The 15,274-nt window shown below is 65.5% G+C and carries 13 protein-coding genes and 1 pseudogene; 13 read left to right on the top strand and 1 reads right to left on the bottom strand.

Annotated features, from left to right (window positions below; genetic code table 11):
* Positions 1 to 52: 52 nt before the first annotated feature.
* The 8 genes from ICJ04_RS12585 (at position 53) to bamA (ending at position 9,752) form a co-directional block, all read left to right on the top strand.
* On the top strand, positions 53 to 1,591 hold the full coding sequence (locus ICJ04_RS12585; protein ID WP_188324571.1) for a GGDEF domain-containing protein: 1,539 nt from the start codon (positions 53 to 55) through the stop codon (positions 1,589 to 1,591).
* 121 nt (positions 1,592 to 1,712) lie between these two features.
* The gene (gene pyrH / locus ICJ04_RS12590) at positions 1,713 to 2,447 is read left to right on the top strand and encodes a UMP kinase (protein ID WP_188324572.1); all 735 of its coding nucleotides are present in this window, start codon (positions 1,713 to 1,715) and stop codon (positions 2,445 to 2,447) included.
* Positions 2,448 to 2,537: 90 nt separating this feature from the next.
* A complete protein-coding gene (frr, locus tag ICJ04_RS12595) occupies positions 2,538 to 3,095 on the top strand; it encodes a ribosome recycling factor (protein ID WP_188324573.1) in 558 nt (185 codons plus the stop codon).
* 5 nt (positions 3,096 to 3,100) lie between these two features.
* Positions 3,101 to 3,868, top strand: coding sequence for a polyprenyl diphosphate synthase (uppS, locus tag ICJ04_RS12600; RefSeq protein WP_188324574.1), 768 nt, complete (start codon positions 3,101 to 3,103; stop codon positions 3,866 to 3,868).
* Positions 3,865 to 4,707: a phosphatidate cytidylyltransferase gene (locus ICJ04_RS12605; protein WP_188324575.1), complete on the top strand. Its 843-nt coding sequence runs from the start codon at positions 3,865 to 3,867 to the stop codon at positions 4,705 to 4,707. The genes uppS and ICJ04_RS12605 overlap by 4 nt, the downstream gene beginning before the upstream one ends.
* A gap of 2 nt (positions 4,708 to 4,709) precedes the next feature.
* Positions 4,710 to 5,900 carry a 1-deoxy-D-xylulose-5-phosphate reductoisomerase gene (gene dxr / locus ICJ04_RS12610; protein ID WP_188324576.1) on the top strand — a complete coding sequence of 397 codons (1,191 nt, stop codon included), beginning with the start codon at positions 4,710 to 4,712 and terminating at the stop codon, positions 5,898 to 5,900.
* A 37-nt stretch (positions 5,901 to 5,937) separates the two neighbouring features.
* Positions 5,938 to 7,296, top strand: coding sequence for an RIP metalloprotease RseP (gene rseP / locus ICJ04_RS12615; RefSeq protein WP_188324577.1), 1,359 nt, complete (start codon positions 5,938 to 5,940; stop codon positions 7,294 to 7,296).
* 89 nt (positions 7,297 to 7,385) lie between these two features.
* Positions 7,386 to 9,752, top strand: a complete 2,367-nt coding sequence (gene bamA / locus ICJ04_RS12620) for an outer membrane protein assembly factor BamA (RefSeq protein ID WP_188324578.1) — start codon at positions 7,386 to 7,388, stop codon at positions 9,750 to 9,752.
* A gap of 239 nt (positions 9,753 to 9,991) precedes the next feature.
* Here bamA and ICJ04_RS12625 read toward each other — a convergent pair whose 3' ends face one another.
* On the bottom strand, positions 9,992 to 10,531 hold the full coding sequence (locus ICJ04_RS12625) for a hypothetical protein (RefSeq protein WP_188324579.1): 540 nt from the start codon (positions 10,529 to 10,531) through the stop codon (positions 9,992 to 9,994).
* A 416-nt stretch (positions 10,532 to 10,947) separates the two neighbouring features.
* Between ICJ04_RS12625 and lpxD the strand changes: the two genes are divergently transcribed.
* From lpxD to ICJ04_RS12650, 5 genes and pseudogenes are all read left to right on the top strand, one after another.
* Positions 10,948 to 11,970 carry a UDP-3-O-(3-hydroxymyristoyl)glucosamine N-acyltransferase gene (gene lpxD / locus ICJ04_RS12630; protein ID WP_188324580.1) on the top strand — a complete coding sequence of 341 codons (1,023 nt, stop codon included), beginning with the start codon at positions 10,948 to 10,950 and terminating at the stop codon, positions 11,968 to 11,970.
* The gene (fabZ, locus tag ICJ04_RS12635) at positions 11,967 to 12,437 is read left to right on the top strand and encodes a 3-hydroxyacyl-ACP dehydratase FabZ (RefSeq protein WP_188324581.1); all 471 of its coding nucleotides are present in this window, start codon (positions 11,967 to 11,969) and stop codon (positions 12,435 to 12,437) included. The genes lpxD and fabZ overlap by 4 nt, the downstream gene beginning before the upstream one ends.
* Before the next feature lie 19 nt (positions 12,438 to 12,456).
* The gene (gene lpxA / locus ICJ04_RS12640) at positions 12,457 to 13,248 is read left to right on the top strand and encodes an acyl-ACP--UDP-N-acetylglucosamine O-acyltransferase (RefSeq protein WP_188324582.1); all 792 of its coding nucleotides are present in this window, start codon (positions 12,457 to 12,459) and stop codon (positions 13,246 to 13,248) included.
* A gap of 83 nt (positions 13,249 to 13,331) precedes the next feature.
* Positions 13,332 to 14,495, top strand: a pseudogene (gene lpxB / locus ICJ04_RS12645) (lipid-A-disaccharide synthase); the annotation flags it as partial.
* On the top strand, positions 14,492 to 15,169 hold the full coding sequence (locus ICJ04_RS12650; RefSeq protein WP_188324584.1) for a ribonuclease HII: 678 nt from the start codon (positions 14,492 to 14,494) through the stop codon (positions 15,167 to 15,169). The pseudogene lpxB and the gene ICJ04_RS12650, both read left to right, overlap by 4 nt.
* The last annotated feature ends 105 nt before the right edge of the window (positions 15,170 to 15,274 follow it).

The raw sequence follows: 15,274 nt of genomic DNA on the forward strand, positions 1-15,274 counted from the left end.
GCAGATCTGTGACGGAACCCCTCTCCCGCCACATTTGAATGAACGACCCGATATGCCTCCTGAGCTGACAGCCGTCCTGGCGCTCTGCCGCAATCTTCCGTCGCCCCCCGGCATTGCCCTGCGCATCATCGAACTTGCCCAGGATCCCGAAGCGGACATCACCACCGCCGCCGACATCATCGCCATCGACATGGCGCTGAGTGCTCGCATGCTGCGCATCGCCAATTCGCCGCTGTATGCCAGCCGCCGCCGGATAGAAAATCTCGGCCAGGCGCTGACCATGCTGGGCCTGAACGCGACCATCAGCCTTGCCCTTGGATTCACCGTGACCCAGGGCCTGCTGGCCCGCGACAGCGGCAATGGCCATGACCTGCGCGAACGCGTCTGGCGTCGCAGCATCCTCAGTGCGCTGGCCGCCAGCCAGCTTGGCCAGGCCCGCGGCCTGCGCCGACTGGAAGAACTGATGCTGGCCGGCCTGCTGCAGGATATCGGCATCCTCGCCCTGCTGCAGTCACATGCGGATACCTACCCGCCGCTGCTGCGCGAGGCGGATGACAACGCCGCCCTGCTGGCCGCCGAGCGCACGCAGCTGCAGTGCACGCATGCGGACGTCGGCACATGGATGGCCGGCCAGTGGGACCTGCCGCGCTACCTTGCCGACTCCATCGCCCACAGCGAGGACGCCACGCTGTCCGACGACCATTTCCAGGCCTGTGTGCAGCTCTCCGGTACCGTGGCGGACATCTGGCTCGACACCGATCCTGACGCGGCCCGCGAGCGCGCCTTGGCGCAGGTACATGCGCGGCTTGGCCTGGACAGTGCGCAGTTCGACCAGGTGCTGGCAAAAATCAGCGAGGCGCTGCCGACCATCGCCAGCCTGTTCGACACCGCCCCCACCACGCCCACGCGCGTACAGCTGCTCATCGACCACGCACAGGAACTGGCCACGCTGCGCAACCTGCGTCAGCTGCAGGATGCCGAGCAGGCCCGTCGCCGCGCTGATGAGTTCGAAGCGCGCGCCAAGCGGCTGACCGAGCAGGCGCACCGCGATGCACTGACCGGCGTCCTCAACCGCCGCCAGCTGGAAGCCGTGCTGGAGCAGGAATTCCTGCGCGCGACGCGGCACGGCTGGCCGCTGTCTGTGGCCTTCATCGACCTGGACGATTTCAAGAAGATCAACGACGCGCATGGTCACCTGACCGGCGACGAAGTGCTGCGCGAGTTCGCCGGCAACCTGCAGGGCAAGCTGCGCACCAGCGATACGGTCGCGCGCTTTGGTGGCGAAGAGTTCGTCGCGCTGCTGCCGAATACCACCGAATCGGTCGCGCTGGATGTGATCCGCCGTGTACTGGCCAGCATCGTCATCACGCCGATGGCCATGAGCGAAGGCGGCCCACTGTTCGTCACGTTCTCCGCCGGCGTCGCGACCCAAGGGGGCTACGAGCGTTTCGCCGATGTGCAGGACCTGCTGCGCGCTGCCGATGACGTGCTGTACCGCTCCAAGAACCTGGGCCGCAACCGCGTCATCGCCCGCTCGCCCAGCGACGAGCCGTTCACCCGGGCCACGATGGAAAGCGGCAGCGCGGCCTGAACCCAGGCTCGCCAGCACACCGCCCTGGCGGCGCTGCACATGCCGCAGTGCACGAAAAGACTACAGCGGGGGCCCGCTTGCCAGTAGAATCTGCCGGGAATTCACGCATACCGAGGCCCCCATGTCCAAGCTCACCTATCGCCGCATCCTGTTGAAACTTTCCGGGGAGGCGCTGATGGGAGACGAGGACTACGGCATCGACCCCAAGGTCATCAACCGCCTCGCCCGTGAAGTCATCGAAGCGCAGCAGGCGGGCGCGGAGATCGCCCTGGTCATCGGCGGCGGCAACATCTTCCGCGGCGCCGGCCTGGCAGCGGGCGGCATGGACCGGGTAACCGGCGACCAGATGGGCATGCTGGCCACGGTGATCAACGCCCTGGCGATGCAGGATGCGCTCGAGAAAGTCGGCGCCAAGGCGCGGGTGATGAGCGCGATCAAGATCAACGACGTGTGCGAGGACTACATCCGCCGCCGCGCCATCCGGCACCTGGAAAAGGGCCGTCTGGTGATTTTCGCCGCCGGCGTGGGCAGCCCCTTCTTCACCACCGATTCGGGTGCCGCCCTGCGCGCCATCGAGATCGGTGCCGACCTGCTGCTGAAGGCCACCAAGGTCGATGGCGTCTACGACAAAGACCCGAACAAGTACGACGACGCCGTGCGCTTCGACAGCCTGACCTACGACGATGTCATCACCCGCGGCCTGGAGGTGATGGACACCGCCGCCTTCGCACTGGCGCGCGACAGCGACCTGCCGCTGCGCGTGTTCGACATGAGCCAGCCGGGCGAACTGCTGAAGATCCTGCACGGCGAGAACATCGGCACCCTGGTGCGCGGCCGCAACACGCCGGCCAACTGAGCGGCGGATGCACGAACGGGGCCGCACGGTCCCGGCTGGGGCCCTATTCGCCTATAATCGCCCGATTCCAGTACTACCCAGGATCGGGCGATGCTCAACGACATCAAGCAGAACGCGCGCGAGCGCATGACCAAGAGCATCGAAGCTCTGCGTCAAACCCTGACAGCCATCCGCACCGGCCGCGCCTCGCCGGCGCTGTTGAATGGCATTTCGGTGCTGGCCTACGGCACGCAGTCCCCGCTGGACAACGTGGCCTCCATCAGCGTTTCTGAAGGCCGCTCGCTGGTGATCTCGGTGTTCGACAAAGGCCTCGTCGCCGCGGTCGAGAAGTCGATCTACGCGTCCGACCTGGGCCTGACCCCGACCGTGGTCGGCACCGTCATCCGCCTCAACCTGCCGCCGCTCACCGAAGAGCGCCGCAAGGAGCTGGCCAAGACCGTGGGCAAGGAAGGCGAAGAAACCAAGGTTTCCATCCGCAACATCCGTCGTGATGCCAACCAGGAAGTGGCCAAGCTGCTCAAGGACAAGGAAATCACCGAGGACGACAAGAAGCGCGCCGAAGACGACATCCAGAAGCTGACCGACAACAGCATCAAGGACGTCGACAAGGTGGTTGCCGAGAAGGAAAAGGAACTGATGGCGGTCTGAAGCAGATGCCTTCAGTCCCTCCACCGTTGCCAAGCGCGCTGCCGCGCCACGTTGCCGTCATCATGGATGGCAACGGGCGTTGGGCACAGCAGCGCCGCCGCCCGCGCATGATCGGCCATCGCGCCGGCGCGCGCGCGGTCAACCGCACCATCGACCGTTGCCTGGAACTCGGTATTCCGGCGCTCACCCTGTTCGCGTTTTCCAGCGAGAACTGGGGCCGCCCGGACGACGAAGTACAGTCATTGATGAAGCTGTTCCTGCACGCATTGGATCGCGAAGTGGACGAGCTGCATCGGCGCGGCGTGCGCGTGCGTTTCATCGGCGAGCGCGAGCGCTTCGGCGCTTCGCTGGTCAGCCGCATGCAGCTGGCCGAGCAACGCACCGCGGACAACCGTGCCATGACCCTGTGCATCGCCGCCAGCTACGGTGGCCGCCAGGATATCGCACGGGCCGCGCGCATCCTGGCGCAGGAAGTGGCTGCCGGACGCCTGCTGCCGGAACAGATCGACGAGCATCTGCTCGGCACGCATGTCGCCCTGGCGGACATGCCGGCGCCGGACCTGTTCATCCGTACCGGCGGTGACACCCGCATCAGCAATTTCCTGCTCTGGCAGCTTGCCTACACCGAGCTGTGGTTCACCGACGTGCTGTGGCCGGATTTCGATGCCGACCAGCTGCAGCTTGCCCTGGACACCTATGCCAGCCGTGAGCGCCGCTTCGGGCTGACCAGCGCCCAGATCGCCGCTCTCGCCACCGAGACGTCCAGCCCATGACCAAGACCCGAGTCCTCGCCGCGCTGATCATGGCGCCGACGGCCATTGCCGCCATCCTGCTGCTGCCCAGCCAGTGGCTCGCCGCTGCCGCCGCCGCGGTGTTCCTGATCGGCCTGTGGGAGTGGCTGAAGCTGGCCGGCGTGGAAGACACGCTGGCCCGCACCACCCTGCTGCTGCTCAACCTCGTGCTGATGGTGCTGGTGGTCTGGGACCGCGATGCGTCGCTGTTCCTGTTCCGCGTCGCCGCCCTGATCGGTGTCGGCTGGTGGCTGCTGGCCCTGCTGTGGCTGCGTTTCTTCAACTTCGGCGCGCAGCCGGACAGCCATGCGCGCGCCCTCAAGCTGCTCGCCGGCACGTTGGCGGTGCTGCCGGCCTGGGCCTCGCTGGTGCTGCTGCACGCCTCCAGTGACCAGGGCCACCTGTGGCTGCTGACCGCGCTGGCCGTGGTGTGGGCTGCCGACTCCGGGGCCTACTTCGCGGGCCGCACCTTCGGCAAGCACAAGCTGGCGCCGCGCATCAGCCCCAACAAGACCTGGGAAGGCCTGTTCGGCGGCCTGATCGCCGGTCTGATCGTCGCGACCGCCTTCGGCCTGGGCTTCGGCGTGGCCGACTGGACGCTGGTCACCGTGGCGCAGCTGCCGTGGCTGCTGCTGGTGACCACCGTGGCGGTGTTCGCCTCGGTGCTGGGCGACCTGTTCGAGAGCCTGCTCAAGCGCCACGCGGGCGCCAAGGACTCCGGCCACATCATCCCCGGCCATGGCGGCGTGCTGGACCGGGTTGACGGCGTGTTGGCCGCCCTGCCGGTGTTCGCCATCGGCAAGGAAATCTTCGGGCTCTGACCATGCACGCCTCCCCTGCCCTGCGCCGTGTCGCCGTCTTCGGCGCCACCGGCTCCATCGGCGCCTCTGCGCTGGATGTCATCGCCCGTCACCCGGACCGGTTCCAGCCCACGGTGCTGGCGGCCGGCTCGCAGGTCGATGCGTTGCTGGCCCTGTGCCGCGCACATCGTCCCCTGCATGCGGTGATCGCCGATGAAGCGCTGTATGCACGCCTGCGCGACGGCCTGCGCGACGCCGGCCTGGCAACCACCGCCCACGCCGGCGATGCCGCCCTGGATGCACTGGCTGCCGGAGACACCTGCGATACGGTGATCGCCGCGATCGTTGGTGCGGCCGGGCTGTCGTCCACGCTGGCCGCCGCGCGGGCCGGCAAACGCATCCTGCTGGCCAACAAGGAATCGCTGGTGCTGGCCGGCGAACTGCTGATGCGCACCGCGCAGCAGGTAGACGCCGAGATCATCCCGATCGACAGCGAACATAGCGCCATCTTCCAGTGCCTGCGCTCGCGCGATGCCAGCCTGGACGGGGCCGGCGTGCGCCGCATCCTTCTGACCGCATCCGGGGGCCCCTTCCGTGGCCGCAGCCGCGCCGAGCTGGAGCAGGTCACCCCGGCGCAAGCCGTTGCCCACCCGAAATGGTCGATGGGCCCCAAGATTTCGGTCGATTCAGCCACCCTGATGAACAAGGGGCTGGAAGTCATCGAAGCCCACCACCTGTTCGGGGTGCCCGCCGCGCGCATCGAGGTACTGGTGCATCCGCAGAGTCTGGTGCACTCGTTGGTGGAGTTCGTGGACGGGTCCACGCTGGCGCAACTGGGCCTGCCGGACATGCGCACCACCCTGGCCGTGGGCCTGGGCTGGCCGCAGCGCATCGACGCCGGCGTTGGCGGGCTGGATCTGCTGCGCCAGGGTCGGCTGGACTTCGAAGCCCCCGATACCGACGCATTCCCGTGCCTGGCCTTGGCCTGGCACGCGATGCGGGCCGGCGGCACGGCGCCGGCGGTGCTGAACGCGGCCAATGAAGAGGCTGTTTCAGCGTTTCTTCAGGGAAGGGTAGGCTTTCTGGCCATTCCTGCCTTGGTGGATAACGCGCTCTCAACACTCCCGGTCGAGCCTGCCGATACACTTGGCGGCCTGCTCGCCGCCGACCAGCGTGCCCGTTTGATCACCCGGACTGCCATCGAAGCCCTCTGAATGCCGCCCTGCCCTGCCGCCACCACTGCGCTCCCCCATGACTGAGTTCCTCGGATCGGTGTGGTGGATGATCGTCAGCCTGGGCCTGCTCGTGACCATTCATGAGTTCGGGCACTACTGGGTTGCGCGCCGCTGCGGGGTCAAGGTGCTGCGCTTTTCCGTCGGCTTCGGCAAGCCGCTGTGGTCGCGCCGCGACCGCAATGGCACCGAGTTCGCCATTGCCGCCATTCCGCTCGGCGGCTACGTGAAGATGCTTGATGAGCGTGAGGTGGAGGTCCATCCGCACGAGCGCGGCCAGGCCTTCAACCATAAGACCGTCTGGCAGCGCATCGCGGTGGTCGCCGCCGGTCCGCTGGCCAACCTGCTGCTGTGCATGCTGCTGCTGTGGGCGATGTTCGTGATCGGCAAGCAGGACTATTCGGCCACGGTCGGCCGCGCCACCGGCATGGCCCAGGTGGCCGGGCTGCAGGGTGGCGAGCGTATCCTGTCGGTCGATGGACGCTCGGTCGCCACCGTCGGCGAGGCCAGCATGGCGCTGACCGCCGCCGCCATGGACCGTCATGACGTGACCCTCCAGGTGGTGGATGCGCAGGAACGTCGTCATCAGCGCACTCTGCCGCTGTCCCAGCTGCCGGCAGGCTTCGATGAACGCCGCGTCGCCCCGCTGGCCGGCATCAACTGGCAGTTCTGGCTGCAACCCGCGTTGGTGGACCGCCTGGTGGACGATTCCGCCGTGCGCGGCGTGCTGCAGCCGGGTGACCTGATCGTGGCCGTGGACGGCGAGCGGATAGACGCCGCCGACCAGGTCTATCCGGCCGTACAGGCGCTGGGTAAGCGCGGCGGCCCGGGCATGATCGACGTGCTGCGCGGTGGCGAGCGCCTGGCCCTGGAAGTCGAGCCACGACAAGGCCTGGACGGCAACAGACAGCCCGTATGGCAGCTCGGCATCGGTTTCAGCGAGGCCCACGCCCCGGTGTACGACACCGTGCTGAAGTACGGCCCGCTGGCCGCGGTGCCCGTGGCGATCAGCGAAACCGGGCGCATGGCCTCCGACTCCCTCGGGATGATGCGCCGCATCGTCACCGGCAATGCCTCGCTGCAGAACGTTTCCGGCCCCGTCACCATTGCCCGGGTGGCCAATGTTTCCGCGCAACGGGGGGTGGATTGGTTCCTTCAGTTCCTCGCCCTGCTGTCGCTCAGCCTGTGCATCATCAACCTGCTGCCCATTCCCGTCTTGGACGGAGGGCACCTGCTGTATTACCTTATCGAGTTGGTCAAGGGCAGCCCGCTGAGCGAGCGTGCCATGGCGGCCGGCCAGTTTGTCGGTCTCGCGCTGCTGGCCGGGCTGATGGGATTGGCGTTCTACAACGACATCCTCGGCCTTGTCACGCGATGAACATGGGCTCTGTAATGAACTTTTTCCTGCTGTCGCCGTCTACAACGTCGGCATTCCGCACTACGCAATCGACCTCTACCGGACGTGACATGACGCGACTCCCGAACCGCCGCCTGCTGGCCCTCGCCCTCGCTGTTGGAATCGGCGCCCCCGCACTGGCGCAGGCTGCCGCCCCCTTCACGGTCAGCGACATCCGCGTGGACGGCCTGCAGCGCATCAGCTCCGGCACCGTGTTCACCTACCTGCCGGTGGAACGTGGCCAGGCGCTCACCGACGCCAAGGTCAGCGAAACCATCCGTGCCCTGTACAAGACCGGCTTCTTCGAAGACGTCCAGCTGGACCGCCAGGGCGACATCCTGGTGGTCACGGTCAAGGAGCGTCCGGCGATCAACAAGCTCACCGTCACCGGCAACAAGGACATCAAGTCCGACCAGCTGCTGAAGGGCCTGAGCGACATCGGCCTGACCGAAGGCGGCACGTTCGACCGCCTGAGCCTGGACCGCGTGACCCAGGAACTGCGTCGCCAGTACAACGACCGCGGCAAATACAACGTGGAAATCACCCCGACGGTGAGCCCGCTGGACCGCAACCGGGTCGATATCGCGATCACCATCAAGGAAGGCAAGGCGGCCAAGATCCGCCACGTCAACCTGATCGGTACCGAGAAGTATCCGGCCGAAGACATCCTGGACACGTGGGAATCGAAGGAGCACAACTGGGCGTCGTGGTACCGCCGTGATGACCAGTACTCCAAGGAAAAGATGTCCGGCGACCTGGAGAAACTGAACTCCTGGTACCTGGACCGCGGCTACGTGGACTTCAGCATCGACTCCACCCAGGTGTCGATCAGCCCCGACAAGCGCGACATGTTCATCAGCGCCGGCGTCACCGAAGGCGAGCAGTACAAGATCTCCGAGATCAAGGTCAGCGGCGATACCGTGCTGCCGCAGGAAGACGTCGAGCGCATGGTCATCCAGAAGTCAGGTGACACGTTCTCGCGCGCCCTGCTGGAATTCAGCTCGAACAGCATCACCAATTCGCTGTCGAACATCGGCTATGCCTTTGCCAAGGTGAACCCGATCCCGACCACCAACCGTGCCGACCGCACGGTGGCGATCAACATGCAGGTGGTGCCCGGTCCGCGCGTGTCCGTGCGGCAGATCCAGTTCCGCGGCAACACGCGCACCTCCGATGAAGTGCTGCGTCGCGAAATGCGCCAGTTCGAGAACAGCTGGTACTCGCAGGCCGCCATCGACCGTTCCAAGATCCGCCTGCAGCGCCTGGGCTACTTCGAAGCGGTGGATGTGCAGTCCACCCCGGTCACCGGCAGCAACGACCAGGTCGACGTGATTTACAACGTCAAGGAAACCACGTCGGGCAGCTTCGTGTTCGGCCTGGGTTACTCGCAGTCGTACGGCATGACCACCTCGGTGCAGCTGTCGCAGAACAACTTCCTGGGCGGCGGCAACCGGGTGTCGGTGGAAGCCTCGCGCAGCAGCTACCTGCAGCGTTATGGCTTCAGCTACACCAACCCGTACTTCACCGATGACGGCGTGTCGCTGGGCTACAACCTGTCGTGGCGCGAGCTCGATTACTCCGACTTCAACACTGCGCAGTACAACAGCACCAACGGTGCAGCGCAGATGGTGTTCGGCGTGCCGATCACCGAGACCGATACGGTCTCGTTGATGTTCGGTATCGATAGCAACCAGATCACGGTTTACGAAGGCTCCACGCCAGCGTCGATCATCGACTACATCAATGCTGTAGGTCGTAAGACCTTCCACGCATGGCGTTCGGAGCTGGGCTGGGCGCGAGACTCCCGAAACGACTACTTCATGCCGACCCGTGGTACGTACCAGCGCGTCGGTCTTGAAGCCACACTGCCGGGTTCAACCGTTGAGTACTACAAGCTGAACTATCAGATCAGCAAGTACTGGCCGATCATCCCGTCCCTCGTCATCAACACCCGTTTCGAGGTTGGCTACGGCGATAGTTACGGAGACGATGTGTCGCGCGTTGTGACCGAGGCGGATGGCACCCAGCGCGTGATTACCGCGTCCGGCCTGCCGTTCTACGAGAACTTCTACGCGGGCGGCACGAACTCGGTTCGCGGGTTCGAAGACAATACGCTTGGACCGCGTTCCACGCCCAATCGGTTCTACAACCGTGGCCAGCCTCTGGGCGGCGCACTCAAGACTGTGGGTTCGGTTGAAGCGTATTTCCCGCGTCTATTCGACAGCCCATCCGCCCGTGTCTCCGCGTTCTTGGACTTCGGCAACGTCTATAGCGGCACGGACGACTTCAAGGCGAACGAACTGCGTGTGTCTACCGGTGTTGCCCTGCTGTGGCGCGCCCCGGTCGGCCCCATCTCGATCAGCTATGCCTTCCCCCTCAAGAAGGAAGACAACGACGAAGTCGAACGCCTGCAGTTCACGTTCGGCGGTCAGTTCTAAGCAGTCCGCACGAAACACAGAAACGCCGGGCATTGCCCGGCGTTTTTTTTGCCGTTTGACCAACCGTCGTATGTGACGCGAGGTATGCAGAGGTGGAGGAGCTGCGGCGCCAACTCCTTCAACCCCACTTAAGAACCGCTCGAACTGCACACCGGCGGCGAAGGCAGCGACCGGTCCAGTGGCGTAATAGAAATGTGTCCAATGGTCGAAGCAACGTCCGCTCTTCTGGACGCGATGGTCTAAAGGAACACGTGGCCTAGAACGCCGTCATTTACCGCCGAAACACTTCCTTCGCAGGTCGGATCCAGCGTATCAAAGTGCCGCCAGTCAGTTCCCTTCCAGATGAAAACACATCGATAAAGGGGCAATGTTCCAGGAAGCGCAACTTTGGAAATATGGCCGATGAAGTAGTCTCCAACGTGGTATCCCGCCTCGCAGTCCGGATCCGGTGAGGTGAAGAAGTTCCAGTTCCCTGGTCCATTGCAGGAGTAAAGTGGGGTGCTGTCTTGGAAAGGGGTCGACGATAGAAAACCCAGCGTTCCTTCCAACCGCCATCCCTGCTTGTGACCATTCTCAGGCCAGTAGAAATTGGTTGAGTGCGTCTGAGTTTTAGATCGATACATTCGGATGATCTCCCTCAGGGTGACCCCCGTGGGCAGCGCCATGGAGGCGGCAGCTGATGGCGGATCAATTCCGACAAGGTCAGCGTCATGCGCAGCTGCGCTACCAACTGTCGCGAACAGCGAGCCGACGAGTGCCATTCTTCCAATGACTTTCATACTTCACTCCTAGCTATATGAAGCGGAGCAGAAATGCTCCACTGCAGGCGTCATGCCCACCGGCGGAGCCTAGAAGGATGGAACTGGGCCTACTTACATATTCCGGTCATCGCATTGCCACCAGCTCTTGCGCCTGTCGTCCGACACGGCCACGTCCTGCGGCGACACATCAGCCCTTTCTGGACTGGCCCGCGCTTCGCGCTCGCCGAGCATGGCTCGGCGCTACGGCGTCGGTGGGCGTTTCGGACACGGGTGTGTGGGAGTGGCGAACACGGGTCGGTGGGCGTGGCGGACACGGCTACGTGGGCGTGCCGAATGTGGCGAGTGACCGGTGGAACGGCACCGGGGCCTCGTCCTGACCGCCCTGGCGGGAGCGGTAACATGACCGTTGTCACGCCACACGGTAAACTCCCCGCGTGAATACTCCTACCTACTCCGCCCAGCAACTCGCCGAGCAGTTCGGCCTGCAGGTCCATGGCGATGCCTCCACCGTGATCGGTGGCGTGGCGACGCTGGCCCATGCCGGACCGGCCCAGCTCACCTTCCTGGCCAATCCCCGCTACCGTGCGCAGCTGGCCGACAGCCAGGCCGGCATCGTGGTGCTTCGTGCCGAGGATGCCGAGTCCGCGCCCGGCACGGCGCTGGTCGCCAAGGACCCGTACAACACGTTCGCCCGCATCGCGGCCCTGTTCGATGTGGCCCCCAGCCGCCCGCCGGGCATCCATCCCAGCGCGGTCATCGACCCCAGCGCACAGGTGGCCGCCAGTGCCCATGTCGGACCCTTCGTCATCATCGGCGAGCGCAGCGTGATCGGCGAGAACTGCATCATCGGCGCGGGCAGCGTGATCGGCGAAGACTGCAGCCTGGACAGCGGCTGCGAACTCATCGCGCGGGTCACCCTGGTCACCCGGGTAAAGCTGGGCAAGCGTGTGCGCATCCATCCCGGCGCCGTGCTCGGCGCCGATGGATTCGGCCTGGCCATGGACGCAGGCAAATGGATCAAGGTTCCGCAGCTGGGTGGCGTGCGCATCGGCGACGACTGCGAGATCGGCGCCAATACCTGCGTGGACCGTGGCGCCCTGGAAGACACCGTGCTGGCCGAAGACGTGCGCCTGGACAACCTGGTGCAGGTCGCCCACAACGTGCAGATCGGCGCGCATTCGGCGATTGCCGGCTGCACGGGTATCGCCGGCAGCGCGAAGATCGGCCGTTACTGCCTGCTCGGCGGGGCCGTCGGCGTGGTCGGTCATCTTGAAATCTGCGACAAAGTCGTGGTCACCGGTAAATCGGTGGTCCGCAACTCCATTACCGAGCCGGGCGAGTATTCCTCCGGCACGCCGTTGACCGACAACCGCACGTGGCGCAAGAACGCCGCGCGCTTCAAACAGCTCGATGCGCTGGCCCGTCGCATCCTGTCTGTGAGCAAGGAGAAGGAATGAGCCAGGAACAGACCCCGTCGGACATCGACCTGCCCGACATCGCCCAGATCCGGGCCTTGATCCCGCACCGCTACCCTTTCCTGCTGGTGGACAAGGTGGTGTCGCTCGACTTCGAGAAGCGCAAGATCGTCGCCCGCAAGAACGTCAGCATCAACGAGCCGTTCTTCCAGGGCCATTTCCCCGAACAGCCGATCATGCCCGGCGTGCTGATCATCGAAGCCATGGCGCAGGCGGGCGGCGTGCTCACCCAGCTCACGCTGGGCCGGGATGCGCAGTCCAAGCTGTTCTACATGGTGAAGGTGGACAATGTCCGCTTCAGCGACAAGGTGGTCCCCGGCGATGTGCTGGAGATGCACGTGGAGATCAAGCGCGTGATCCGCAACATGGCGGTGTACGACTGCAAGGCCTTCGTCGACGGCAGGATCGTCGCCTGCGCCGAAGTCATGTGTGCCGGCACCCGCGAATAACCTACGAGGAGGACCACCGATGAGCGGACACGCTCCGTTGATCCACCCCACGGCAGTGATCGATCCGTCGGCGAAGCTCGCCGACGGCGTCCGCGTGGGCGCATTCACCCTGATCGGGGCCGATGTTGAAATCGGCGAAAACACCGAGATCGGCCCGCATTGCAGCATCCACGGCCCGACCCGTATCGGCCGCGACAACCGGTTCATCGGCCACGCCGCCATCGGTGGCGAGCCGCAGGACAAGAAATACAACGCCGAGAAGACCGAGCTGGTGATGGGGGACCGCAATGTCATCCGCGAGTTCGTCACCATCAACCGGGGGACCGGCGGTGGCGGTGGCATCACCACCGTCGGCGATGACAACTGGATGCTGGCGTACACCCACGTCGCGCACGATTGCCACGTCGGCAGCCACTGTGTGTTCTCCAACAACACCACGCTGGCCGGCCACGTGACCGTGGGCGACCATGTGATCATCAGCGGCTTCGCCGGTGCCCACCAGTTCTGCCGTATCGGCGCGCATGCCTTCCTGGGCATGGGCGCGCTGACCAATGGCGATGTCCCGCCGTTCACCATGGTCGGCAGTGATTCGCTGGGCCGTCCGCGCGGCATCAACAGCGAAGGCCTGAAGCGCCGCGGCTTCGACGCCGAGCGCATCGCCAGCATCAAGCGCGCGTACCGCACCCTGTACGTTGCCGGCCTGCCGCTGGCCGAGGCCAAGGTGCAACTGGCCGAGCAGGCGCGCAGCAGCGAAGACGTCAAGGCGCTGCTGGAGTTCATCGAACAGGCCGAGCGGCCGCTGCTGCGATGAACCAGACCACGCTGCCGCCCACGGCCGAGGTCATCCTGTTGCGTGAAGCACCGGCTGCCAGCGCCCCCGCGCGTGTCGATACGCGTCCCCTGCGCGTGGCGCTGGTGGCGGGCGAAGCATCAGGTGACCAGCTGGGCGCAGGGTTGGTACGGGAGTTGAAGGCACGCTTCCCCAATGCAGAGTTTGCGGGCATTGGCGGTGATGGGATGCGCCATGCGGGCTGCCAGACCTGGTTCGACGCCAGCGAGTTGGCCGTGATGGGGCTGACCGAAGTGCTGCGCCATCTGCCGCGGTTGCTGAAGCTGCGTTCGCAGTTCCGCCAGCGCGTGCTGGAGTGGCAGCCTGATGTGTTCATCGGCATCGACGCGCCCGACTTCAACCTGGGCGTGGAGCGCTGGCTGAAGCTGCGCGGCATCCGCACCGTGCACTACGTCAGTCCTTCGGTGTGGGCATGGCGCGAGAAACGCGCGGAGAAGATCGGCGAGAGCGCGGACCTGGTGCTGTGCCTGTTCCCGATGGAGCCGCCCATCTATGCGCGGCACGGCATCGATGCGCGGTTTGTCGGCCACCCGATGGCCGATGACATCCCGATGCACGTGGATCGCGAACAGGCACGCGCCGACCTGGGCCTGCCGTCCAATGCGAAAGTGCTGGCGGTGCTGCCGGGCAGCCGGCTGGGCGAAATCAGCCGGCTGGGCGAGCCCTTCTTTGAGGCGGCCTGGCAGGTATGCGAACGCATTCCCGGATTGCACGTCGTCGTGCCGGCCGCGAACGCCGCGTGCCGTCAGTTGATCGACCAGCAGCTCTCCCGCTCTGCGTTCCCCGTGGTGCATTCCCATGTGCTGGACGGACAGGCGCGCACCGCCATGATCGCCGCCGACGTGGTGGTGCTCGCTTCGGGCACGGCCACGCTGGAGGCGATGCTGGTGAAGCGGCCCATGGTGGTCGGCTACCGGGTCAACGAGCTGACCTACCGGCTGGTCAAGGCGCTGGGCCTGCTGAAGGTCGATCGCTATGCCCTGCCGAACATCCTGGCCAACAAGGATCTGGCGCCGGAACTGATGCAGCACGATTGCGTGCCGGAGAAGCTGGCCGCTGCGATCCAGCAGTGGTTCGACCATCCGCAGAAAAGCATCGACCTGCAGGCCACGTATCAGCAGTTGCACACCCTGCTGCGGCGTGATGCCTCGGCCCGCGCGGCCGATGCCGTGGCCGAGCTGGTGGCCCGCGATGTGGTGCCCCGATGAGCCGTCGTGCTGCCGCTGCCGCGACGATGACGCTGTTCAGCGCCACCGCAGCGGCAACCGTGGTCGTGCAGCGTATCGCCGGCGTGGATGAGGCCGGTCGTGGCCCGTTGGCCGGCCCGGTGTCCGTGGCTGCGGTGGTGTTCGATCCTGCGCGGCCCCGCATCAACGGCCTGGACGATTCCAAACAGTTGACTGCGGCCCGCCGTGACCAGTTGTACGACCGCATCATTGACCGTGCGCTGGCGTGGCATGTGGTCCTGGTCGATGCCCCCACCGTGGACCGGCTGAACATCTATCAGGCGACACTGCAGGGCATGCGCGAGGTGGTGGCTGCGGTTGCGCACGCGGCCGATCTGGCACGCATCGATGGCAATGTGGTGCCCAAGGGTCTGGTGCTGCCGGGCGAAGCGTTGATCGGGGGCGACGCCATCGACCGCGCGATCATGGCTGCTTCGATCCTCGCCAAGGTCAGCCGTGACCGCTACATGCAGCGCGTGCACGAGCAGTTTCCGTATTTCGGCTTCGACCAGCACAAAGGGTATGGCACGCCCATGCACCTGGCGGCATTGCGCGAACACGGACCGTGCCTGGAACACCGGCGCAGCTTCGCGCCCGTGCGCGAGTGCCTGGCCGTGCCGGTTGCTGCTCCTTTGGAGATGGCGCTGGCGCTGTAGGTGAGTCGAACGGGTGAGACCCCCTCGCGGTGGCTCTGACAGCGGGTTCCGAGCTTGGGGCCGGGCGGTGGGGCTGCGCGGGGGACGGCAAAAACTGCGTCCATG

Origin of the sequence: Stenotrophomonas sp. 169, assembly GCF_014621775.1 — a bacterium.
GTDB lineage: Bacteria > Pseudomonadota > Gammaproteobacteria > Xanthomonadales > Xanthomonadaceae > Stenotrophomonas.

Coding starts and splice junctions, on each gene's coding strand:
- ICJ04_RS12585 (WP_188324571.1), top strand. CDS start 53: ATGCCTCCTGAGCTGACAGCCGTCCTGGCGCTCTGCCGCAATCTTCCG.
- pyrH (WP_188324572.1), top strand. CDS start 1,713: ATGTCCAAGCTCACCTATCGCCGCATCCTGTTGAAACTTTCCGGGGAG.
- frr (WP_188324573.1), top strand. CDS start 2,538: ATGCTCAACGACATCAAGCAGAACGCGCGCGAGCGCATGACCAAGAGC.
- uppS (WP_188324574.1), top strand. CDS start 3,101: ATGCCTTCAGTCCCTCCACCGTTGCCAAGCGCGCTGCCGCGCCACGTT.
- ICJ04_RS12605 (WP_188324575.1), top strand. CDS start 3,865: ATGACCAAGACCCGAGTCCTCGCCGCGCTGATCATGGCGCCGACGGCC.
- dxr (WP_188324576.1), top strand. CDS start 4,710: ATGCACGCCTCCCCTGCCCTGCGCCGTGTCGCCGTCTTCGGCGCCACC.
- rseP (WP_188324577.1), top strand. CDS start 5,938: ATGACTGAGTTCCTCGGATCGGTGTGGTGGATGATCGTCAGCCTGGGC.
- bamA (WP_188324578.1), top strand. CDS start 7,386: ATGACGCGACTCCCGAACCGCCGCCTGCTGGCCCTCGCCCTCGCTGTT.
- ICJ04_RS12625 (WP_188324579.1), bottom strand. CDS start 10,531: ATGAAAGTCATTGGAAGAATGGCACTCGTCGGCTCGCTGTTCGCGACA.
- fabZ (WP_188324581.1), top strand. CDS start 11,967: ATGAGCCAGGAACAGACCCCGTCGGACATCGACCTGCCCGACATCGCC.
- lpxA (WP_188324582.1), top strand. CDS start 12,457: ATGAGCGGACACGCTCCGTTGATCCACCCCACGGCAGTGATCGATCCG.
- ICJ04_RS12650 (WP_188324584.1), top strand. CDS start 14,492: ATGAGCCGTCGTGCTGCCGCTGCCGCGACGATGACGCTGTTCAGCGCC.